General features: G+C 71.5%; 21 protein-coding genes. 6 read left to right on the top strand and 15 right to left on the bottom strand.

Annotation, left to right across the window (positions count from 1 at the left end; genetic code table 11):
• Nucleotides 1–70: 70 nt before the first annotated feature.
• From hpt to dacB, 4 genes are all read right to left on the bottom strand, one after another.
• Complete coding sequence (gene hpt / locus ACZ7MF_RS29130; RefSeq protein ID WP_471481230.1) at nucleotides 71–631, bottom strand: hypoxanthine phosphoribosyltransferase; 561 nt, start codon at nucleotides 629–631, stop codon at nucleotides 71–73.
• A gap of 72 nt (nucleotides 632–703) precedes the next feature.
• Entirely contained in the window at nucleotides 704–1,762 is a 1,059-nt protein-coding gene (gene tilS, locus ACZ7MF_RS29125; protein ID WP_471481077.1) for a tRNA lysidine(34) synthetase TilS, read from the bottom strand.
• Nucleotides 1,763–1,954: 192 nt separating this feature from the next.
• Nucleotides 1,955–3,082 (bottom strand): zinc-dependent metalloprotease, encoded by a 1,128-nt coding sequence (locus tag ACZ7MF_RS29120; protein WP_471481075.1) that lies wholly within the window; start codon nucleotides 3,080–3,082, stop codon nucleotides 1,955–1,957.
• 168 nt (nucleotides 3,083–3,250) lie between these two features.
• Nucleotides 3,251–4,852 (bottom strand): D-alanyl-D-alanine carboxypeptidase/D-alanyl-D-alanine endopeptidase, encoded by a 1,602-nt coding sequence (gene dacB, locus ACZ7MF_RS29115; protein WP_471481073.1) that lies wholly within the window; start codon nucleotides 4,850–4,852, stop codon nucleotides 3,251–3,253.
• A gap of 79 nt (nucleotides 4,853–4,931) precedes the next feature.
• Here dacB and ACZ7MF_RS29110 point away from each other — a divergent pair, with 79 nt between their 5' ends.
• Both ACZ7MF_RS29110 and ACZ7MF_RS29105 read left to right on the top strand, forming a co-directional pair.
• Nucleotides 4,932–5,423, top strand: a complete 492-nt coding sequence (locus ACZ7MF_RS29110; protein WP_356859622.1) for an inorganic diphosphatase — start codon at nucleotides 4,932–4,934, stop codon at nucleotides 5,421–5,423.
• A gap of 113 nt (nucleotides 5,424–5,536) precedes the next feature.
• Nucleotides 5,537–7,246, top strand: a complete 1,710-nt coding sequence (locus ACZ7MF_RS29105) for a threonine/serine exporter family protein (protein ID WP_471481071.1) — start codon at nucleotides 5,537–5,539, stop codon at nucleotides 7,244–7,246.
• On the opposite strand, the gene ACZ7MF_RS29100 is transcribed toward ACZ7MF_RS29105, so the two are convergent.
• Complete coding sequence (locus tag ACZ7MF_RS29100; protein ID WP_471481069.1) at nucleotides 7,243–8,154, bottom strand: DedA family protein; 912 nt, start codon at nucleotides 8,152–8,154, stop codon at nucleotides 7,243–7,245. The genes ACZ7MF_RS29105 and ACZ7MF_RS29100 overlap by 4 nt on opposite strands.
• A gap of 135 nt (nucleotides 8,155–8,289) precedes the next feature.
• On the opposite strand from ACZ7MF_RS29100, the gene ACZ7MF_RS29095 reads away from it, so the two are divergent.
• Nucleotides 8,290–8,655, top strand: a complete 366-nt coding sequence (locus ACZ7MF_RS29095; RefSeq protein ID WP_003975421.1) for a YbjQ family protein — start codon at nucleotides 8,290–8,292, stop codon at nucleotides 8,653–8,655.
• Nucleotides 8,656–8,702: 47 nt separating this feature from the next.
• On the opposite strand, the gene ACZ7MF_RS29090 is transcribed toward ACZ7MF_RS29095, so the two are convergent.
• Nucleotides 8,703–9,464 (bottom strand): MerR family transcriptional regulator, encoded by a 762-nt coding sequence (locus ACZ7MF_RS29090; protein WP_471481067.1) that lies wholly within the window; start codon nucleotides 9,462–9,464, stop codon nucleotides 8,703–8,705.
• Nucleotides 9,465–9,646: 182 nt separating this feature from the next.
• Here ACZ7MF_RS29090 and ACZ7MF_RS29085 point away from each other — a divergent pair, with 182 nt between their 5' ends.
• The gene (locus ACZ7MF_RS29085) at nucleotides 9,647–10,486 is read left to right on the top strand and encodes a lysostaphin resistance A-like protein (RefSeq protein ID WP_471481065.1); all 840 of its coding nucleotides are present in this window, start codon (nucleotides 9,647–9,649) and stop codon (nucleotides 10,484–10,486) included.
• Nucleotides 10,487–10,683: 197 nt separating this feature from the next.
• On the top strand, nucleotides 10,684–12,111 hold the full coding sequence (locus tag ACZ7MF_RS29080; RefSeq protein WP_471481063.1) for a glutamate decarboxylase: 1,428 nt from the start codon (nucleotides 10,684–10,686) through the stop codon (nucleotides 12,109–12,111).
• Here ACZ7MF_RS29080 and ACZ7MF_RS29075 read toward each other — a convergent pair.
• From ACZ7MF_RS29075 to ACZ7MF_RS29055, 5 genes are all read right to left on the bottom strand, one after another.
• Nucleotides 12,108–12,836: an ABC transporter permease gene (locus ACZ7MF_RS29075; RefSeq protein WP_471481227.1), complete on the bottom strand. Its 729-nt coding sequence runs from the start codon at nucleotides 12,834–12,836 to the stop codon at nucleotides 12,108–12,110. The two genes, ACZ7MF_RS29080 and ACZ7MF_RS29075, sit on opposite strands and share 4 nt — an antisense overlap.
• 65 nt (nucleotides 12,837–12,901) lie before the next feature.
• The gene (locus ACZ7MF_RS29070) at nucleotides 12,902–13,843 is read right to left on the bottom strand and encodes an ATP-binding cassette domain-containing protein (protein ID WP_471481225.1); all 942 of its coding nucleotides are present in this window, start codon (nucleotides 13,841–13,843) and stop codon (nucleotides 12,902–12,904) included.
• Nucleotides 13,844–13,936: 93 nt separating this feature from the next.
• Entirely contained in the window at nucleotides 13,937–14,578 is a 642-nt protein-coding gene (locus ACZ7MF_RS29065; protein WP_471481061.1) for a PadR family transcriptional regulator, read from the bottom strand.
• Nucleotides 14,579–14,624: 46 nt separating this feature from the next.
• A complete protein-coding gene (locus tag ACZ7MF_RS29060; RefSeq protein WP_471481059.1) occupies nucleotides 14,625–16,085 on the bottom strand; it encodes an aldehyde dehydrogenase family protein in 1,461 nt (486 codons plus the stop codon).
• A 75-nt stretch (nucleotides 16,086–16,160) separates the two neighbouring features.
• Nucleotides 16,161–16,985, bottom strand: a complete 825-nt coding sequence (locus ACZ7MF_RS29055) for a helix-turn-helix domain-containing protein (RefSeq protein ID WP_003975412.1) — start codon at nucleotides 16,983–16,985, stop codon at nucleotides 16,161–16,163.
• Between the two features lie 377 nt (nucleotides 16,986–17,362).
• Between ACZ7MF_RS29055 and ACZ7MF_RS29050 the strand changes: the two genes are divergently transcribed.
• Nucleotides 17,363–17,827: an ATP-binding protein gene (locus ACZ7MF_RS29050; protein ID WP_471481058.1), complete on the top strand. Its 465-nt coding sequence runs from the start codon at nucleotides 17,363–17,365 to the stop codon at nucleotides 17,825–17,827.
• Nucleotides 17,828–17,869: 42 nt separating this feature from the next.
• Here ACZ7MF_RS29050 and ACZ7MF_RS29045 read toward each other — a convergent pair whose 3' ends face one another.
• The 4 genes from ACZ7MF_RS29045 to ACZ7MF_RS29030 form a co-directional block, all read right to left on the bottom strand.
• Complete coding sequence (locus tag ACZ7MF_RS29045) at nucleotides 17,870–18,121, bottom strand: DUF397 domain-containing protein (protein WP_011028968.1); 252 nt, start codon at nucleotides 18,119–18,121, stop codon at nucleotides 17,870–17,872.
• A gap of 313 nt (nucleotides 18,122–18,434) precedes the next feature.
• On the bottom strand, nucleotides 18,435–18,674 hold the full coding sequence (rpsR, locus tag ACZ7MF_RS29040) for a 30S ribosomal protein S18 (RefSeq protein WP_471481056.1): 240 nt from the start codon (nucleotides 18,672–18,674) through the stop codon (nucleotides 18,435–18,437).
• 2 nt (nucleotides 18,675–18,676) lie between these two features.
• Nucleotides 18,677–19,867 (bottom strand): CobW family GTP-binding protein, encoded by a 1,191-nt coding sequence (locus ACZ7MF_RS29035; RefSeq protein ID WP_471481054.1) that lies wholly within the window; start codon nucleotides 19,865–19,867, stop codon nucleotides 18,677–18,679.
• Nucleotides 19,864–20,118 (bottom strand): type B 50S ribosomal protein L31, encoded by a 255-nt coding sequence (locus ACZ7MF_RS29030; protein WP_471481052.1) that lies wholly within the window; start codon nucleotides 20,116–20,118, stop codon nucleotides 19,864–19,866. Before ACZ7MF_RS29030 ends, ACZ7MF_RS29035 begins: the two co-directional genes overlap by 4 nt.
• Between the last annotated feature and the right edge of the window lie 5 nt (nucleotides 20,119–20,123).

Genomic DNA, 20,123 nt, shown 5'->3' with positions numbered 1-20,123 from the left:
CAACGGCGCGGGGGCCCGAGGGGTTCCCGGTGACCCGCCGAAACGCCGTGAAGTCCGTTACAGGGTCGCGTCAGCCGCCGTACACGTGGGGCGCGAGCGTACCGACGAACGGGAGGTTGCGGTACTTCTCGGCGTAGTCGAGGCCGTAGCCGACGACGAACTCGTTGGGGATGTCGAAGCCGACCCACTCCACGTCGATGGCGACCTTCGCGGCGTCGGGCTTGCGCAGCAGCGTGCACACCTTGAGGGAGGCGGGCTCGCGCGAGCCGAGGTTGGAGATCAGCCAGGACAGGGTCAGGCCGGAGTCGATGATGTCCTCGACGATCAGGACGTGGCGCCCCTTGATGTCGGTGTCGAGGTCCTTGAGGATCCGCACCACACCGGAGGACTGGGTGCCCGCGCCGTACGAGGACACCGCCATCCAGTCCATCGTGACGGGGGTGGACAGCGTGCGCGCCAGGTCGGCCATGACCATCACGGCGCCCTTGAGGACACCGACGATGAGCAGGTCCTTGCCTGCGTACTCCGCGTCGATCTTCGCGGCCAGCTCGCCCAGCTTCGCGTCGATCTCTTCCTTGGTGATGAGTACCTTCTCGAGGTCGGCACCCATGTCGTTCGCGTCCACCCGCATCACTTTCGGTCGTCCCACCGGCCAGTCCGAAGCGTCCGTCGATCCGTCTGCGGATCGGTGGAGGGTCCGGATTCAGCCTTGCCGAATCACCAGTCTGCCACCCTGCCGCCGGGCGACGACTTTGCCGGGGAGGTTGATGGCCCCCTGACCGCGCCAGCCGGTGATGAGCCGGTCGACTTCCTCGATGTGGCGGGCGAACAGCGCACCGCCCGGGGCACCGGCCTCCAGGGCGGCACGGCGCAGGATCCGGCGGCGTACGGCGGGCGGCAGGGCGTACAGCTTGGCGCACTCCAGTCCGCCGGTGGCGTCGCGGACGCCGGCCTCGGCCTGGCGGGCCCAGGTGTCGAGGGCGTCGGCGTCGTCCCGGGAGAGTTGGGCCGTACGGGCGAGGGCCTCGACGACGCCTTTGCCGAGGGCCTTCTCCAGGGCGGGCAGGCCCTCGTGGCGCAGCCGGGAGCGGGTGTAGGCGGGGTCGGTGTTGTGGGGGTCGTCCCAGACGGGGAGGGACTGGACCATGCAGGCCTTGCGGGCGGTCTGGCGGTCGACCTGGAGGAAGGGGCGCCGGTAACGGCCGCCGGCCCCCGAGACCGCGGCCATGCCCGACAGGGAGCGGATGCCGGAGCCGCGGGCGAGGCCCAGCAGGACGGTCTCGGCCTGGTCGTCGCGGGTGTGGCCGAGCAGGACGGCGGCGGCGCCGTGGCGGGCGGCGGCGGCGTCGAGCGCGGCGTAGCGGGCGTCGCGGGCGGCGGCTTCCGGGCCTCCGCCGCGGCCGACGGTCACGGCGGTGGCCTCCACGGGGTCGAGGCCCAGTTCGCGCAGGCGCAGGACGACCTCTTCGGCGCGCAGGTCGGAGCCGCTCTGCAGGCCGTGGTCGACGGTGACCCCGCCGGCGCGGACGCCGAGCCGGGGGGCCTCGAAGGCGAGGGCGGAGGCGAGCGCCATGGAGTCGGCACCGCCGGAGCACGCCACGAGCACGAGCGGTGCCGTCGGGAGTCCGGGCGCACGCTCGGGCGTACGTTCGACGGCCGTCGCGGCGGGGACGCCGGCCGGGGTGTTCAGTTCGGTGAGGATGTCGTGGAGGACGCGGCGGACCGCCAGGCGTATCGCCGCGACCGCAGGATGGGGACCCATGTCCGGTGCCCTTCATGAAGTTGTCGGGGGTGAGCCCGAGGTTCAGTCACGCAGAGTGTGTAGATGGTGACAGAAACAGGCCGTTCCCCGAGCATCGCACGCCTGCCGAAGGCTCACGGTCCCTCGGACGGGTGATTGAAGGGTCGTTCGCCTGCCGTAGGCCGGAATCGTTTCACGCCCCGCCCGCGCGGCTCACGCCTCCGGCTTGCGGTGCACCCGCGCGATCCAGTCCGCCGGTTTGGCGATCTCCGACTTGGTGGGGAGCGTGTTGGGCGAGGTCCAGACGCGGTTGAAGCCGTCCATGCCGCACTCCTCGACGACGGCCCGTACGAACCGTTCGCCGTCCCGGTACTGACGGAGCTTGGCGTCCAGGCCGAGCAGCTTGCGCAGCGCCATGTCGAGGCGGGAGGCGCCCCTGGCGCGGCGCTGCTGGAACTTCTCCCGGATCTCCCCGACGCTCGGCACGACCGCCGGCCCGACGCCGTCCATCACGAAGTCGGCGTGCCCCTCCAGGAGGGACATCACGGCGGTGAGGCGGCCGAGGACCTCCCGTTGGGCCGGGGTCTGCACCAGCTCCACGAGCGAGCGGCCGCCGTCGTCCTCCTCCGCCTCGGGACGGCCCCCGGCCAGCGACTGGGCGGCCTCGCGGACCCGTTCGAGCACGGTCATGGGGTCCACGTCGGTCTCGGCCAGGAACGACTGGATTTCGCCCTCGAGGTGGTCGCGCAGCCAGGGCACGGCGGTGAACTGGGTGCGGTGCGTCTCCTCGTGCAGGGTCACCCACAGGCGGAAGTCGTGCGGCTCGACGTCGAGTTCGCGCTCGACGTGCACGATGTTCGGCGCGACCAGGAGCAGCCGGCCGCCGCCGTTCGCGCCGGCGGGCAGTTCTCGGGTGGCGGGGGCGAACGTCTCGTACTGGCCGAGGACGCGGGAGGACAGGAACGACAGCAGCATGCCCAGCTCCACGCCGGTGACCTTGCCGCCGACGGCGCCGAGGACCGCGTTGCCCGCGCCGCCGCCGCGCCGCTCCTGCATCTTCTCCAGCAGGGGCTTGAGGAGCTCCCGGAACCCGGCGACGTTGGCCCGGACCCAGCCGGGCCGGTCGACCACCAGGACGGGGGTGTCGTGGGTCTCCTCGGTGCCCATCCGGGTGAAGCCGCGGACGTGCTCCTCCGAGGACTTGGCATGGCGGCGGAGCTCGGCGACGACGGCCCTGGCCTCGTCGCGGCTCACCTCGGGGCCCGGCCGTACGAGCCGGGTCGCGGTCGCCACCGCGAGGTTCCAGTCGACCATGCCGGAATTTGCGCCGATGCTCGTCATGCGTCAACGGTACGGGAGCGCTGCCGCTGGGGGGCAGTTGTGCGGCGGGGGTGGGCGCCGGGGGGTGGGTCACGCAGCCCGGCGTTGGCGGGGTGCCGCTGCGCCCACCCGTGCCGCCCCAGCGGCACGACTGCCCGCAGCGGCGGCGACGGCGACGGCTGCCCGCAGCTACGGCGTCTGCGACGCCAGTGCTGTTGCCGCTCGGTCCAGGGTCGTCTGCGCCGCCCAGGCGTCCGTCGTGGCGTTGGCCAGCAAGGCGAAGCCGAGGAGGCGGCCGTCGGGGGTGGTGACCGTGCCGGCGAGGGTGTTCACGCCCGTGAGGGTGCCGGTCTTGGCTCGGACGAGGCCCGCTGCGCCGTCCGTGTAACGGCCGGCCAGGGTGCCGGTGAAGTGGGCGACGGGGAGCCCGGTGAGCACCGCGCGGAGCTGGGGGCGAGCGGGGTCGGCCGCCTCGGTCAGCAGCGCGGTGAGCAGGTCGGCGCTGATCAGGTCGGTGCGGTCCAGGCCGCTTCCGTCGTGGAACCGCGCGCCGCCCACCGGCAGGCCGAGCTGTTTCAGGCGGGCCGTGACGGCGGTGCCCGCCCCGTCGAAGTCGGCGCGCTTGCCGGTCGCCACGGCGGTGTGGCGGGCCAGGGCCTCGGCGAGGTCGTTGTCGCTGTTGGTCAGCATCCGCTCGACCAGGGCGGACAGCGGGGGCGAGGAGACCGTGGCGAGGGTGTCGGCGCGGCCGGTGGCCTTGGAGGGGCCGGGGGCCGACGCGGTGATGCCGTGCTCCTTCAGGAGGCCGGCGAAGGTGCGGGCGACGTCGGCGGCCGGGTCCTCCGCGCGCGGGGCGGGGCCGCTGGTGGAGTCGTCGGTGCGGCCCTCGTCGGCCATCAGGGCGGTGACGCGGGCGAGGTTCTCGTTGACCCCGATCGGGTGCATTTCCGTACCGGCGTAGAGCGTCGTGTCGTACGACAGCGTCACCTGGCGCACGTCCCGCTTCTTCAGCGCGGCGGCGGTCTTCTCGGCGAGGGTGCGCAGGCTGGCCAGGCCCCGGGCGTCCTCGCGCGCGGTGAGGGTGGGGTCGCCGCCGCCGACCAGGACGACCTCGCCGGTGTCGGCCTCCAGGGCGGTGCGGGTGGTGAGGCGGTGGTCGGGGCCGAGGGCGGTGAGGGCGGCGACGGCGGTGGCGATCTTGGTGGTGGAGGCGGGGGTGAGCGGGGTGTCGGCGCCGAGGCCGTACAGGCGCTTGCCGGTGGTGAGGTCGACGACGGTCGCCGCGCGGCGCTCGCCGAGCCCGGGGGCGTCCTTGAGCAGGGGGTCGAGGAGGTCCGCGAGGTCCTGGTCGCCGGGTGCCGCCTTGACGCCGCCGGGGGCGGAGGTGCCGCCGAGACCGGCCAGTACGGCACCGGCGCTGGGCGCGGGGCGGGGCGATCCGGACGACGAGCCGGAGGCCCCGGATCCGCGGCCGTGATCTGTGCCACCCGTGTGCTCCAGGGCGACGGCCCGGTCCCGCTCGGCCGTACGCTGACCCGTGGAGTCCCAGGGGCCGGCGACGGTCACCACCCCGGCGGCCAGTGCCAGCCCGGCGGTGGCGGCACCGGCGGTGTACTGCCAGGTCTTCGGCCTCGTGATCCGGGTGAGCCGCGGCGCCGTGGCCCGTGCCAGCCGTGCGACCCGCGGTCCGGCGGCCCGGACGAAGCGGGCCAGACGGGGACGTACGGCATCCGCGGCCCGCGCGACATGCGGTCTCGCGGTCCGCCAAGGCCTCAGCTCTGGCACTGTCACCAGCCCCTTTCGCGATCACACACCTGCGTGAGGGACACTTAACCACCAGAACTATGTGCTGATCATGGAGGAGCGTCCGGTGGAGTTCGACGTCACGATCGAGATCCCGAAGGGTTCGCGGAACAAGTACGAGGTGGACCACGAGACCGGTCGTATCCGCCTGGACCGCCGCCTGTTCACCTCGACCGCCTACCCGACCGACTACGGCTTCGTCGAGAACACCCTCGGCGAGGACGGCGACCCGCTGGACGCGCTGGTCATCCTGGACGAGCCGACCTTCCCGGGCTGCCTCATCCGCTGCCGCGCGATCGGCATGTTCCGGATGACGGACGAGGCAGGCGGCGACGACAAGCTGCTGTGCGTGCCGTCGACCGACCCGCGCGTGGAGCACCTGCGTGACATCCATCACGTGTCGGAGTTCGACCGCCTGGAGATCCAGCACTTCTTCGAGGTCTACAAGGACCTGGAGCCCGGCAAGTCCGTCGAGGGCGCCGACTGGGTGGGCCGCACCGAGGCCGAGGTCGAGATCGAGCGGTCCTACAAGCGCTTCAAGGACCAGGGCGGCCACTGATCAGGCGCCTCTCCCGTAACGGGCCGCACGCACACGCGTGCGGCCCGTTCGTGTTTGAGTGACCATACTGAGGTCAACAGGAGGGTGTGTCGGTACCAGGGAGCGTTGCGCAGGTGACGGAGGCGGAGGAGCCCAAACCGCAGTCGGACGAGGCCCGCAGTGCCTTCCGGCAGCCCAGTGGGATCGCGGCGTCGATCGACGGCGAGTCGTCGACGACGTCCGAGTTCGAGATCCCGCAGGGGTTCGCCGTCCCGCGGCACGCCGGCACCGAGTCCGAGACGACCTCGGAGTTCTCGCTCCCCGACGGCCTGGAGGTGCCGCAGGCGGCGCCCGCGGACACCGAGGGCTCGGCGTTCACCATGCCGAGCACGCACAGCGCGTGGACCGCCCCGACCGCCTTCACCCCGGGGAGCGGCTTCCCGGCGGTGAGCCTGACGGACGTGCCCTGGCAGGACCGGATGCGCGCGATGCTGCGCATGCCGGTGGCCGAGCGGCCCGCGCCCGAGCCCTCGCAGAAGCACGACGACGAGACCGGCCCGGCCGTGCCGCGCGTGCTCGACCTGACGCTGCGTATCGGGGAGCTGCTGCTGGCGGGCGGTGAGGGCGCCGAGGACGTGGAGGCGGCCATGTTCGCCGTCTGCCGGTCCTACGGCCTGGACCGCTGCGAGCCGAACGTCACCTTCACCCTGCTGTCGATCTCCTACCAGCCGTCCCTGGTCGAGGACCCGGTGACGGCGTCGCGGACGGTGCGCCGCCGGGGCACCGACTACACGCGGCTCGCGGCCGTCTTCCACCTGGTGGACGACCTCAGCGACCCCGACACGAACATCTCCCTGGAGGAGGCCTACCGGCGCCTCGCGGAGATCCGCCGCAACCGGCACCCGTACCCCACCTGGGTGCTGACCGTGGCGAGCGGTCTGCTCGCGGGCGGGGCCTCGCTGCTCGTCGGTGGCGGGCTGACCGTGTTCTTCGCGGCGATGTTCGGCTCGATGCTCGGCGACCGGCTGGCGTGGCTGTGCGCCGGGCGCGGGCTGCCGGAGTTCTACCAGTTCGCGGTGGCCGCGATGCCGCCCGCCGCGATGGGTGTCGTGCTGACGGTGACGCACGTCGACGTGAAGGCGTCCGCGGTGATCACCGGTGGGCTGTTCGCGCTGCTGCCCGGGCGGGCGCTGGTCGCGGGGGTGCAGGACGGTCTGACCGGCTTCTACATCACCGCCGCGGCACGTCTGCTGGAGGTCATGTACTTCTTCGTCAGCATCGTCGCCGGGGTGCTGGTGGTGCTGTACTTCGGGGTCCAGCTGGGCGCCGAGCTGAACCCGGACGCCAAGCTGGGCACCGGTGACGAACCGTTCGTGCAGATCTTCGCCTCGATGCTGCTCTCGCTGGCCTTCGCGATCCTGCTCCAGCAGGAACGGGCCACCGTCCTCGCGGTGACCCTGAACGGCGGCATCGCCTGGTGCGTGTACGGCGCCATGAACTACGCCGGGGACATCTCCCCGGTGGCCTCCACGGCCGCCGCGGCGGGGCTCGTGGGTCTGTTCGGGCAGCTGATGTCCCGCTACCGGTTCGCATCGGCGCTGCCGTACACGACGGCCGCGATCGGGCCGCTGCTGCCCGGTTCGGCGACGTACTTCGGTCTGCTGGGCATCGCGCAGGGCGAGGTCGACTCGGGGCTGCTGTCGCTCTCCAACGCGGTGGCCCTGGCGATGGCCATCGCGATCGGGGTGAACCTGGGCGGGGAGATCTCCCGGCTGTTCCTGAAGGTGCCCGGCGCCGCCAGTGCTGCGGGACGCCGGGCGGCCAAGCGGACGCGAGGTTTCTAGCGGCCCTGGTTGTACGGGTACTGGTCGCCGTACTGCTGGGGCTGCTCGCCGTAGCCCTGCGGGTACTGCTGGGCGTACGGCTGCTGCGGGGGCTGCTGGCCGCCGTAGGGCTGGTTGCCGTAGCCCTGGTTGCCGTAGCCCTGGTCGTACTGCTGGTCGTACTGCTGCTGCGGCTGGTCGTACGGGTCGACCCGGCGGAGCTGGGTCGTCGCGTCGTCCATGACCGGGTACGGGGGCTGGGGCTGGTGCTGCTGGGCGGCCTCAGGGGCCGGTCCGGCCGCGGCGGCGCGCTGCTTCTTCTTGCGTTCGCGCAGGTACTCGATGGCGATCGGGACGACCGAGACCAGGATGATCAGGACGAGGATGGCCTCGACGTGGGCCCGGATGAACTCGATCTGACCGAGCCAGTAGCCCGCGAGGGTGACGCCGGTGCCCCAGGCCACGCCGCCGATCACGTTGTACGTGAGGAAGGTGCGGTACTTCATGCGGCCGGCGCCCGCCACGATGGGGGCGAAGGTGCGCACGATGGGCACGAAGCGGGCCAGGACGATCGCCTTGGGGCCGTACTTCTCCATGAACTCGTGCGCCTTCTCCAGATTCTCCTGTTTGAAGAGCTTGGAGTTGGGACGGCTGAAGAGCTTCGGGCCGAAGAACTTGCCGATCATGTAGCCGACTTGGTCGCCGAGGACGGCGGCGGCCACGATCAGGGTGCACACCAGCCACAGCGGCTGGCTGATGTACTGGCCCTGGGCGACGAACAGGCCCGCGGTGAACAGCAGCGAGTCGCCGGGCAGGAACGCGAAGAGGCCTGACTCGGCGAAGACGATGAGCAGGATGCCGGGCAGACTGAACGTCTCGATCAGGTAGTCCGGGCTGATCCACTCGGGACCGAGCGCAAGGGTGGTCACGGGATTGTGGCTCCTGCTGCTGGGGGGAGGCGGGCTGGACCTGGCTGCCCAAACGTACAACGCAGCCGCGGTGCCCCAGGTTCCACGGGGCGTCTTGGGGTGCGCTGTGACGTTCCCCGGGGAAACCTGAGAACCATGGGTATTGAAGAATACGGCGGCGGCCAGGGCCCGCAGCCCGACGTGCTCGTCGTGACCACCAACGATCTGCCGGGCCACCGGGTGCAGGAGGTGCTCGGCGAGGTCTTCGGCCTGACCGTGCGCTCCCGGCACCTGGGGAGCCAGATCGGTGCCGGGCTGAAGTCGCTGGTCGGCGGTGAGCTGCGGGGTCTCACCAAGACGCTGGTCGAGACCCGCAACCAGGCGATGGAGCGGCTGGTCGAGCAGGCACGCGCGCGCGGGGCCAACGCGGTGCTGTCCTTCCGCTTCGACGTGACGGAGGCGGCGGACGTGGGCACCGAGGTGTGCGCGTACGGGACGGCGGTGGTCGTGGCCCGGGAGTGAGCCCTGGGAGTGAGCCCTGGGCGTGCGACCCGGGCCACGGCCACCGCTCAGGGGGTGTGCCGGACGGCGTTGGCGAGGATCGCGTCCCGCATGTAGGCGGCGAGGCCCGGCTTGGCGGCGTCGATGTTTCGCGTGAAACGTTCGTCCGAGACGTACATGTCGCCCAGGCAGGTGTGCATCTCGTACCCGCAGTCGTAGTGGTTGCGGGCGATGCCCTGCCGGTGCTCCTCGGCGGCGTCCATGGCCCCCTCGGAGTCGGCGGGCTCACCCGCGTCCATCAGGGCGACGAAGCGCCGGGTGAGTTCCTCGGCCTCGTCCTGGATGCGCTGCCAGTCCTCCTTGGTGTACGTGGCGGTCTTCTCCCTGGACTGGCGGTAGGCGTCGGTGTTCCCCCAGCGCTCCTGGACCTCCTCCTCGTACTGGTCGGGGTCGAAGTCGCCGAAGACCTCGAACTTCTCCTCCGGCGTGAGGTTGATTCCCATGCTGCGTGCCTCCATGGCCTGCTCCACGGCCGCCGCCATCCTCTGCAGCTTCTCGATCCGGGCGGACAGCAGCTCGTGCTGGCGGCGCAGGTGCGCGCGCGGGTCCGCGGCCGGGTCGTCGAGCAGGGCGGCGACCTCGTCGAGCGGGAAGCCCAGCTCCCGGTAGAACAGGATCTGCTGCAGCCGGTCGAGGTCGGCGTCGCTGTAGCGCCGGTGGCCCGCGTGGCTGCGCTCGCCGGGTGCGAGCAGGCCGATGTCGTCGTAGTGGTGCAGCGTGCGCACCGTCACTCCGGCGAAGCCGGCCACCTGTCCCACGGAGTAGCTCACTTCCGCTCCTTTCTCTGACGCCGTCCACGCTGCCTCCTCACGTGACGTGAGGTGCAAGCCCGTGTCCCCCTCGCGAGCTACGCCGGACTGTCCACTCGGGGGTGATTCGGGAACGTCGTCGCCTGCGTAGCGTTCTCGGCGGGTCGCTGAATGGCACGCGGCCGATGCCATACGGAGGCCACATGAGTACGACGCACACCGCATCGCCCCAGCCCACGCGCCGAGAGGGCGGCCGCCACCTCCAGTCTCCGCTGGTCTGGATGCTGACCGGAATCGTGGGTGTGGGGCTGGCATCCAGCCTGGCCTCGGTGGGCGGAGTGGTCGCCGTCGTGGGCGCGATCGTGGCGGTTGTCGTCTACTGGGCGGTCATGCGCTACCTCGCCCGGCGGAGCATGCCGGAGATCGCGAGGTCGGGGGCCGCGGCACAGGCGTTGTCCGGTGCCGCGATCGGCTTCGGGTTCATCACCGTGTCGATGCTCATGCTCCTCACCGAGTTCTCGTTCACCGAAAGGCCCGGCAACGGCCTGTCGATCGTGGCGAGCATGGCCGCGATGCAGCTCGGCGCCGCCGTGACGGAGGAACTGATCTTCCGCGGCCTCGCCCTCCAGGCGCTGGAGAAGCTGTGCGGCAGCTGGCCGGCTCTGGCGATCACCGCGGCGCTGTTCGGCGGACTGCACCTGGCCAACCCGGATGCCACGCTGTGGAGTTCGACCGCGATCGCCATCGAGGCGGGTGTCCTGCTCGGTGCCGCGTTCCTGTGGACGCGCAACATCTGGTTCGTCGTGGGCCTGCACTTCGCCTGGAACACCACCCTGGGCCTGATCGGCATCCCGGTCTCCGGCCACACCTCGGAGGGCCTGATGACCACCAGCCCGACCGGCCCCGACCTGCTGACCGGCGGGGAGTTCGGCCTGGAGGCGTCGATCGTGCCGGTCGTCGTCAGCCTGCTGATCGCGATCCCCATGCTCATCGCCGCCCACCGGCGCGGCAACCTGGTCCCCATGCGCCGCGGACGCCGCTGACCACCCTTCAGGGTATGCGCGATCCTCGATGTGTTCCGGCAGGCCCAGCCCGAGGACGGCCCCGGCGCGCAGGACGGGCCGTCGCCCGGTTCGACGAGGAGAGGCCGCCGCCCGGCACGACGTGAGGTGCGGGCTGCCCGTGCCCGTCGGTACGTCCCCGGGTGCGGGCCCCCGGGCCCCGGCCTACCGTCGGTTGCATGTCACTGCACAAGGGTCCCCGCCCGCCCCACGACGACGACCGCGACCGGCGCCGGCTCGCCGTAAACCCGTTCCACGCGGCGGCGAACCCGCTCGGCGGCATGACCGAGGCCCCGCCCTCGCACCGGCTGCCCGACTCCCCGCTGCCGCCGGAGACCGCGTACCGGCTGGTCCACGACGAGCTGATGCTCGACGGCAACGCGCGGCTCAACCTGGCCACCTTCGTCACCACCTGGATGGAGCCGCAGGCCGGGGTGCTGATGAGCGAGTGCCGGGACAAGAACATGATCGACAAGGACGAGTACCCGCGCACCGCCGAGCTGGAGCGGCGCTGCGTGGCGATGCTCGCCGATCTGTGGCACGCGCCGGACCCGTCGGCGGCCGTGGGCTGCTCGACGACCGGGTCGAGCGAGGCGTGCATGCTGGCCGGGATGGCGCTCAAGCGGCGCTGGGCGCTGCGCAACGCCGACCGGTACCCGGCGAAGGACGTACGGCCCAACCTCGTCATGGGCGTGAACGTCCAGGTCTGCTGGGACAAGTTCTGCAACTTCTGGGAGGTGGAGGCCCGCCAGGTCCCGATGGAGGGCGACCGCTTCCACCTGGACCCGCAGGCCGCCGCCGAGCTGTGCGACGAGAACACCATCGGGGTCGTCGGCATCCTCGGCTCCACCTTCGACGGTTCCTACGAGCCGGTCGCCGATCTGTGCGCCGCCCTGGACGCCCTCCAGGAGCGCACCGGCCTCGACATCCCGGTGCACGTCGACGGGGCGTCCGGCGGCATGGTCGCGCCCTTCCTGGACGAGGACCTGGTGTGGGACTTCCGGCTGCCGAGGGTCGCCTCGATCAACACCTCGGGGCACAAGTACGGGCTGGTCTACCCCGGGGTGGGCTGGGCGCTGTGGCGGGATGCCGAGGCGCTGCCCGAGGAGCTGGTGTTCCGGGTCAACTACCTGGGCGGCGACATGCCGACCTTCGCACTGAACTTCTCCCGGCCCGGCGCGCAGGTGGTGGCGCAGTACTACACGTTCCTGCGGCTGGGCCGCGAGGGCTACCGGGCCGTGCAGCAGTCCGCGCGGGACATCGCGGGCTCGATCGCCGGGCGGGTGGCGGCGCTCGGCGACTTCCGGCTGCTGACGCGCGGCGACCAGCTGCCCGTGTTCGCCTTCACGACGGCCGACGAGGTGACGGCGTACGACGTCTTCGACGTGTCCCGGCGGCTGCGCGAGGGTGGCTGGCTGGTGCCGGCCTACACCTTCCCGCCGCACCGCGAGGACCTCTCCGTGCTGCGGGTGGTGTGCCGCAACGGCTTCTCGGCCGACATGGCGGACCTGCTGCTGGACAACCTGGAGCGACTGCTGCCGGAGCTGCGCCGGCAGCCGCACCCACTGACCCGGGACAAGGGGGCGGCCACCGGCTTCCACCACTAGCGGCTCAGCCGGGCGAACCTCCCCACCGCCAGCGGGAAGAACACCGCGAGCAGCGCCAGCGGCCAGGCGACGGCCGCCCAGAGGTGGCCGGACTCGCCGCCGGGGCCGCCGAAGAGGTCGCGGACGGCCGTGGCGGTCTGGGACATCGGGTTCCACTCGACGACGGCGCCCAGCCAGCCGGGCATGGAGTCGGGCGTGGCGAAGGCGTTGGACAGGAACCCGACCGGCCAGACCAGGATCTGCACCGCCTGCACCAGCTCGGGCTTCCCGGCCACCAGGGCCAGGAAGATGCCGATCCACAGCATGGCGAAGCGGAAGAGCAGCAGCAGGCCGACCGCGCCGAGGAAGGCGCCGGGACCGCCGTGGGCCCGCCAGCCCAGCGCGTACCCGACGCCGATCAGCACGCCGAGGCCGAGCGCCGACTGGAGCATGTCGGCGGCGGAACGGCCCACCAGGACCGCGCCGTTGGTCATCGGCAGGGAGCGGAAGCGGTCGACGACGCCCTTGTTGAGGTCCTGGGTGACGGCGATCATGGTGCCTTCCAGTCCGAAGGCCATGGTGAGCGCCAGCATGCCGGGGACCAGGTAGTCAACGTACTCGCCGCTCACCCCGCGGCCGCCGCCGACCAGGTAGCCGAACATCAGCAGCAGCATGACGGGGAAGACCAGGCTGACGACGACCGTCACCGGCTGCCGTCCCCAGCGGGCCAGCTCGCGGCGGGTCATGGTCCAGGAGTCGGACAGGGCGTGGGTCGCGGGACCCGCTGCGGTCGTCCGCACGGCGGTCGTACTCACGCGGCCTCCTTCGTGCGGTCGGTGAGGTGCAGGAACACCTCGTCCAGGGTCGGCCGGCGCAGCGCCACGTCCTCGGCCTCGATCCCGGCCTCCTCCAGTGCCCGTACGACACCGGAGAGCGCGGCCATGCGGTCGGTGACGGGAGCGCTGAGCAGCCGTCGGTCGGTGTCCACGCGGACGCCGGTGAGCGGCAGCAGGGACACCGCGGCGCCCAGTTGACCGGCGTCGCGCAGGACGACGTCGACGCGGTCGCCACCGGTGGCGGCCTTGAGTTCGTCCGCCGTGCCGTCGGCGACGACCCGACCCGCGTCGACGACCGAGATGCGGTCGGCGAGCTGGTCGGCCTCCTCCAGGTACTGGGTGGTGAGCAGGACCGTCGTACCGGCGCCGGCCAGGGAGCGGACCGAGTCCCACACCTCGGCGCGGCCGCGCGGGTCGAGGCCGGTGGTCGGTTCGTCCAGGAAGAGGACCTCCGGTTCGGTGATGAGGGACGCGGCCAGGTCCAGGCGGCGCCGCATGCCGCCGCTGTAGGCGCTGACCGGCTTGCGTCCGGTGTCGGTGAGGTCGAAGCGCGCGAGCAGTTCGTCGGCACGCGCGCGTGCCCGCCGGGCGCCCAGGTGATGGAGGCGGCCGAACATCTCCAGGTTCTGCCGGCCGCCCAGTTCCTCGTCGAGCGCCGCGTGCTGGCCGAGCAGGCCGATGCGCAGCCGTACCGCGTACGCCTCGGCGACGACGTCGTGTCCCGCCACCTCGACGCGGCCCGCGTCGGGCCGCAGCAGGGTGGACAGGATCCGGACCAGGGTCGTCTTGCCCGCTCCGTTCGGGCCCAGCACGCCGTGCACCGTGCCGCGGGTGACGGTCAGGTCGAGCCCGTCCAGTGCGTCCTTGCCGCCGTACCTCTTGCGTGCACCTTCGGCGGTGATCGCCGTGTCGGCCACTGCCACTCCCCATTCCCCTTCGAGAGGCCAAGCTAGCCAAATTTGACTACTGGCTCAGAAGATAGTGCCCGTCTTCCGATTGGTCAAACTTGATTAGCGAGCGTCCCCGTAGTGCGGCCGCCCCGCCGCGAAGGGATTCTCCTCGCCCTCCGCCAGCACACCGACGAACGGCTCGCCCTCACCGGCGAAGATGTACGCGCCGCCCCGGACGCGTTCGACGAGACCGCGGGTCCACTCGGCGCCCGAGTCGGCCGAGTGGACCCAGTAGTTCATGATCTCGCCGATGTGCCCGTACTGGCCGGGGCCCTCCGCGGGCATGTAGTACTCGGTGACGGAGGCACGCCACTCCTCGATCTTCCGCACCCGCTCCTCCAGGAGCGCGAGGGCCTCCTCGCGCGGGAGGTCGACCATGAAGCCGAGCGCCGCGGTGAGTACGTCCGGCCGCTGGTCGTAGGCGGTGAGGTAGTCGCGAAGCAGGGTGAGGTACTCCTCGGTGCCCTGCTCCGTGATCTCGTACTCCACCCGCGGCGGCCCGCCCGCCGTGGACGGCGCGATCTCGTGCGCGACGAGCAGTCCCTGTTTCGCCATCTGCTTCAGCGCGTGGTAGATCGAACCGGGCTTGGCGTTGGACCACTCGTGCGCGCCCCAGTACTCCAGGTCGTTGCGCACCTGGTAGCCGTGGGCCCGCCCGTGCTGGCGGACGGCACCGAGCACGAGGAGACGGATCGCTGACATGGGATCCAGACTAGATCCGGCGCCGCGGTCCGCCCGCCGCGCCCCTCTAGAACGGGAACCCGCTCCGCCCGTGCTGCACGGAGATCCACTTCTGCGTGGTGAAGGCGTCCAGCATGGTGTCGCCGTTGAGGCGGCCGAGGCCGGAGTGCTTCTCGCCGCCGAAGGGCACGATCGGCTCGTCGTGCACGGTCCCGTCGTTCACGTGGAACATGCCGGTGTCGATCTGCTTGGCGAAGTTGACGCCGCGCTCGACGTCGGCGGTGTGCACGGCACCGCTCAGCCCGTACGGCGTGTCGTTGACGAGGCGCACGGCCTCCTCCTCCCCGTCGAAGGAGACGAGGAAGGCGACCGGGCCGAACACCTCCTGCTGGAGCAGCGCCGAGTCGGCGGGCAGGCCGGTCAGCACCGACGGCTCGACGAGGTTGTCGGTGACCGAGCCGCGCACCAGGGCGGTGGCGCCCTCGGCGAGCGCCTGCTCGACCACGCCGGTGAGCGCGTCGGCCTGCGAGGAGTTGATCACCGGGCCGATGACGGTGGCCGGGTCGCGCGGGTCGCCGGCCTTGAGGGACTTCACCTTGGCGACGAACTTCTCGGTGAACTCGTCGGCCACCGCGCGGTCGACCAGCACGCGGTTGGCGGCCATGCAGACCTGTCCCTGGTGGACGAAGCGGCTGAAGACCGCGGCGTCGACCGCGTAGTCGACGTCGGCGTCGTCGAGGACCACCAGCGCGCTGTTTCCGCCCAGTTCGAGGACCGAGCGCTTGAAGTTCGCGGCGCAGACCGTGGCCACGTGGCGGCCGACCTTGTCGGAGCCGGTGAAGGAGATCACCTTGGGAACCGGGTGCTCGATGAAGGCGTCGCCGATCTCCGCGATGTCGGTGACCACCACGTTCAGCAGGCCGCCCGGCAGTCCGGCGTCCTCGAGGATCTTCGCGACCAGCGTGCCGCCGACGACCGGCGTGTTCTGGTGCGGCTTGAGGACGACGCCGTTGCCCAGGGCGAGGGCGGGGGCGACCGACTTCAGGGAGAGCAGGAACGGGAAGTTGAAGGGGCTGATGACGCCCACGACGCCGACCGGCACCCGGTAGACGCGGTTCTCCTTGCCATCGACCGGGGACGGGATGATCCGGCCCTCGGGACGCAGCGCCAGGTGGACCGCCTCGCGCAGGAACTCCTTGGCGAGGTGCAGCTCGAAGGCGGCCTTCAGGCGGGTGCCTCCCAGCTCGGCGACGATCGCCTCGCTGATCTCCGCCTCGCGCTCCTCCACCAGGCGCAGCGCCTTCTCGAACACCGCGCGGCGCGCGTACGGGTTCGTCGCGGCCCACTGCTTCTGCGCGCGCTCGGCGGCCCGGTAGGCGGCGTCGACCTCGTCGACGGTGGCTATCGTGATCGAGGCGAGCTTCTCGTTGTCGTACGGGTTGAAGTCGATGATGTCCCAGGAGCCGGTGCCGGGACGCCACTCGCCGTCGATGTACTGCTGGGCGAGGTCGGTGAAGTACGACGACATGTGTTCCCTCAATCCCCTTAGCTGCCGCAGCCGCCGCGAGCGAGCCGCCTGACCGAGCGTCATCGTACTTATGTTTTACGACAGTTGGAGGAGTCCCCGCAGAAGGTCCCGGCTCTCGTCCGGCCCCGGGCTGTCCTGCTGGAGTTCCTTCAGCGCCGTCTCGTACTGGGTGACGTCCTCCTGCTTGTCCAGGTACAGCGCACTGGTGAGCTGCTCCAGGTAGACGACGTCCGAGAGGTCGGACTCGGGGAAGCTGAGGAGCGTGAACGCGCCACTCTCGCCGGAGTGCCCGCCGAAGCCGAAGGGCATGACCTGGAGGCGCACATTGGGGCGTTCGGACACCTCGATCAGGTGCTGGAGCTGGCCGCGCATCACCTCGCGGTCGCCGTACGGACGGCGCAGGGCGGCCTCGTCGAGCACGATGTGGAACTCGGGGGCGTTCTCCGCGACCAGGTGCTTCTGCCGTTCCAGGCGCAGCGCCACCCGCCGCTCGACGTCCGCCTCGCCGGCGCCCTTCATGCCGCGCCGGACGACGGCGCGGGCGTACTCCTCGGTCTGCAGCAGGCCGTGCACGAACTGCACCTCGTAGGCCCGGATCAGCGAGGCGGCGCCCTCAAGACCCACGTAGGTGGGGAACCAGCTGGGCAGCACGTCCGAGTAACTGTGCCACCAGCCCGCGACATTGGCCTCCTTGGCCAGGGAGAGCAGGGAGGCGCGCTCCTGCTCGTCCGTGATGCCGTACAGCGTCAGCAGGTCCTCGACGTCCCTCGTCTTGAAGCTCACCCGGCCCAGCTCCATCCGGCTGATCTTCGACTCCGAGGCGCGGATCGAGTAGCCCGCGGCCTCGCGCGTGATCCCCCGCGTCTCACGCAGTCGCCTGAGTTGTGATCCGAGCAGCATGCGCCGCACCACCGATCCGGGCTCTCCCGCGCTCACGTTCGCCAGCCTCCCCAACCGTCTTCAGGGGCCGCAGTCTGCCACTAAAACACTCCGAGCAGTACTCGTCCGGTTACGGAAACGGAATCGAGCCAAAGGAAATGTGCAGGATCATGCACGCTGCGGGTCAGAACCGGCCGTCGCAGGAGATGAAGGGGAGGCGAAGATGACGGAAAAATTGACCAACAAGCGGTACGGGCAGGTCTATTTCGGTCACGTGCACGTGCATCTGCCCTTGCATCTGCGGTACGCATCCGAAACCATGGTCCCGCACCACCGCGCCGCATCGCTACGACCGCGAATTCCCGGGAGTGCCTCGCATGGGGACGAATGGATCGACCATGCTCGAGCCGTTACGGCAGGGCCTTCCGCCACTCGACCCCGCGGCAGTGTCCAACGCCGCCTCCTGCGCCCTGCCGCCCCGGTACGAAGCGGTGCGCGAGGCCCGGAGGTTCACCCGCAGAACGCTCGACGGCTGGGACACCGGCGACCGCTTCGACGACGTCTGCCTGGTGGTCTCGGAACTCGTCACCAACGCCCTGCGGCACGCCCTGCCCGCCGACACCCCGCGCCACGACGAGCAGCACGGCCCGGTACGGCTGCACCTGATGCGCTGGACCGAGCGGCTGGTGTGCGCGGTGCGCGACCCCAGCCACGACAGCCCGGTGGCCCGTGAGACGGACGACTTCTCGGCGGAGTCGGGCCGGGGCCTGTTCCTCGTCGACTCCTTCAGCGACAGCTGGGGCTGGCACCCGCTGGCCGGGACGCTCAACGGCAAGGTGGTCTGGGCGCTGTTCCGCGTCTAGGGCCTGCCCTGGGCGCCACCCGGTCGGCCGGGCCGGCCGGGGTCAGCTCGCGATCAGGTGGTCGAACTCGCCGTCCTTGACGCCCAGCAGCATGGCCTCGATCTCGGCGCGCGTGTACACGAGCGCGGGGCCGTCGGGGAAGCGGGAGTTGCGCACCGCCACCGCGCCGTCGGGCAGGCGCGCGAACTCCACGCACGATCCCTGCGAGTTGCTGCGCCGGCTCTTCTGCCAGGCCGCATCGTGCAGCTGCGTGGCGGCCATGCCGTTGTACACGTCGTACACGTCGTGGTCCACAGGTCGCTCCCCGGTGTGCACTGGCTGATGTGGCCATTGATGCAGTGGTCAACTGATCCGGATCATAACCCCGTTCACGTGCAGATGCATGAGCAAATGCACGTGCACGCGCGGTGTTCCTGCGGTTACAGCTTTGACGACCGCTTTACCGAGCCCTGCCCTCTACGACGCCGGGACCCTGGAAGTCGTTCCCGCATGTGCCCCCGAATTCGAAGAATATGCAACAACATGCGACAACACCGGAGCCCGCTCGTCTGGTTGGTGACGCGCGGGCCCCGGTGTTGTCGCCGGTGCGCGAGGTACGGCGGGCGGGTCAGCGCGTGCCGTACGGCAGCAGTGCCATCTCGCGCGCGTTCTTGATCGCCCTGGCCAGCTGCCGCTGCTGCTGGGACGTCACCCGGGTGACGCGGCGGCTGCGGATCTTGCCGCGGTCGGAGAGGAACTTCCGCAGCAGCTCGGTGTCCTTGTAGTCGACGTACGTCACTCCGGCCCGGTCCAGCGGGTTGGGACGCTGCCGGGCGGGTGTGCGGTCGGCCTTGCGGGGTCGGGGCACGGTCAGACCTCCAGGAGGGTGTCGAAGGCGGGCGGCAGCCGGTCCCAGGCGGCCTGCCCCGCGGCGTACTCGGCGTCGGTCAGCAGGCAGGACTCCAGGAGCCGTTCCAGGCCGTCGCGGTCGAGGCCGGGGGAGGTGAAGACCAGGTGCTGGCAGCGGTCGCCGTGCTCGGGGTGCCAGTCCAGCGCGGCGGCGGCACGGCGCACGGGCGGGACCAGTTCCCAGGCGGCGTCGGGGAGCGAGGCGAGCCACGGCCCCGCGCTCTCCACGCACAGGGCACCGCCCGCGGCGTCCCAGTGCAGCAGCGTGTCCGCCTTGCCGGCCAGCCAGAACCGCCCCCGGCTGCGGGCCGCGGCGCAGGTCAGGTCCTCCAGCGCCGCGTACAGCCGCTCCGGGTGGAACGGGCGGCGGCGGTGCCAGACCAGGGTGGCGACGCCGTGCGCGTCGGCCTCCGCGGGCAGCAGCGCGCAGGCCGGGTGCTGGGCGGCGGCCGCGGCCTCCACGTCGAACCCGGCGAGAGCGGCCCGCGCCAGGTCCGGACCCGCGGGCGGTGCGCCCGCCGGGTTCCCGTGGCCGATCGGGACCCGGCGGGCCGTCGGGTGCAGCTGGGCCAGCAGCTCGCGGTCCTCGTCGTCGGCCTCCGGCGAGCCGGGGAAGGGCTCGGCGAGCGCGAGGACGGAGGCGTACTCCAGCTGCCGCGCGAAGGTGTCGGCGACGGTGCGCTGGTCGGTGGCCGCGGCGGCGAGACCGCCCTCGGCCAGGTCGTCGCCGTTGCCGAGGTACGGCAGCACCAGCGCGGGGTCGACGGCGGTGACCACGCCGGCGACGGTGAAGCCGCCCGCCGTCACCACCTCCGCCATCGCCTTGGGCTCGACGGAGTCCCACAGCTCGACGACCGCCAGCGGGGTACCCCCGGCCTCCGCGAGCCGGACCAGCTCCGGGACGAGGTCCTCGCGCAGCGCGCAGCACGCGCAGTCGTTGACCAGGGGCGCCTCGCCGGCGGCGAGGATGCCGGTGGCGTCCCGCACGGTCCGTACGACCGTGCCCGCGGCGGCCGTCGCCAGGTCGTGGTGGAGGACGACACTGCCGGGCACGTCGGCGAGCAGCCGGGCCACGGCCGCCCTGCGCGCGTCGGCGTGCAGCCCGCCGACGATCACCACCGGCGGTTCGGGGAAGCGGCCCGGCTCGCTCATGCCCCGTCCTGCTTCCCGTACCGGCGCTCGAAGCGCTCCACGCGTCCGGCGGTGTCCAGGACGCGGGCGGTGCCGGTGTAGAAGGGGTGGCTGACGTGGGAGACCTCGACGTCGACGACCGGGTAGGTCTGGCCGTCCTCCCACTCGATCGTGCGCTCACTGGTCATGGTCGAGCGGGTGAGGAAGGCGTAGTCCGCCGCACGGTCCCGGAAGACGACCGGGCGGTACTCGGGGTGGATTCCCTTGCGCATGGCGT

Source organism: Streptomyces sp. NPDC111628, assembly GCF_055635195.1.
This window is presented reverse-complemented; position numbering and strand designations above follow the sequence as displayed.

Coding starts and splice junctions, on each gene's coding strand:
- ACZ7MF_RS29030 (WP_471481052.1), bottom strand. CDS start 20,118: ATGCGCAAGGGAATCCACCCCGAGTACCGCCCGGTCGTCTTCCGGGAC.
- ACZ7MF_RS29055 (WP_003975412.1), bottom strand. CDS start 16,985: ATGCTGCTCGGATCACAACTCAGGCGACTGCGTGAGACGCGGGGGATC.
- ACZ7MF_RS29095 (WP_003975421.1), top strand. CDS start 8,290: ATGGGTATTGAAGAATACGGCGGCGGCCAGGGCCCGCAGCCCGACGTG.
- tilS (WP_471481077.1), bottom strand. CDS start 1,762: ATGGGTCCCCATCCTGCGGTCGCGGCGATACGCCTGGCGGTCCGCCGC.
- ACZ7MF_RS29065 (WP_471481061.1), bottom strand. CDS start 14,578: ATGTCAGCGATCCGTCTCCTCGTGCTCGGTGCCGTCCGCCAGCACGGG.
- hpt (WP_471481230.1), bottom strand. CDS start 631: ATGCGGGTGGACGCGAACGACATGGGTGCCGACCTCGAGAAGGTACTC.
- ACZ7MF_RS29035 (WP_471481054.1), bottom strand. CDS start 19,867: ATGAGCGAGCCGGGCCGCTTCCCCGAACCGCCGGTGGTGATCGTCGGC.
- ACZ7MF_RS29075 (WP_471481227.1), bottom strand. CDS start 12,836: ATGACCCGCCGCGAGCTGGCCCGCTGGGGACGGCAGCCGGTGACGGTC.
- ACZ7MF_RS29050 (WP_471481058.1), top strand. CDS start 17,363: ATGCTCGAGCCGTTACGGCAGGGCCTTCCGCCACTCGACCCCGCGGCA.
- ACZ7MF_RS29085 (WP_471481065.1), top strand. CDS start 9,647: ATGAGTACGACGCACACCGCATCGCCCCAGCCCACGCGCCGAGAGGGC.
- ACZ7MF_RS29120 (WP_471481075.1), bottom strand. CDS start 3,082: ATGACGAGCATCGGCGCAAATTCCGGCATGGTCGACTGGAACCTCGCG.
- ACZ7MF_RS29080 (WP_471481063.1), top strand. CDS start 10,684: ATGTCACTGCACAAGGGTCCCCGCCCGCCCCACGACGACGACCGCGAC.
- ACZ7MF_RS29060 (WP_471481059.1), bottom strand. CDS start 16,085: ATGTCGTCGTACTTCACCGACCTCGCCCAGCAGTACATCGACGGCGAG.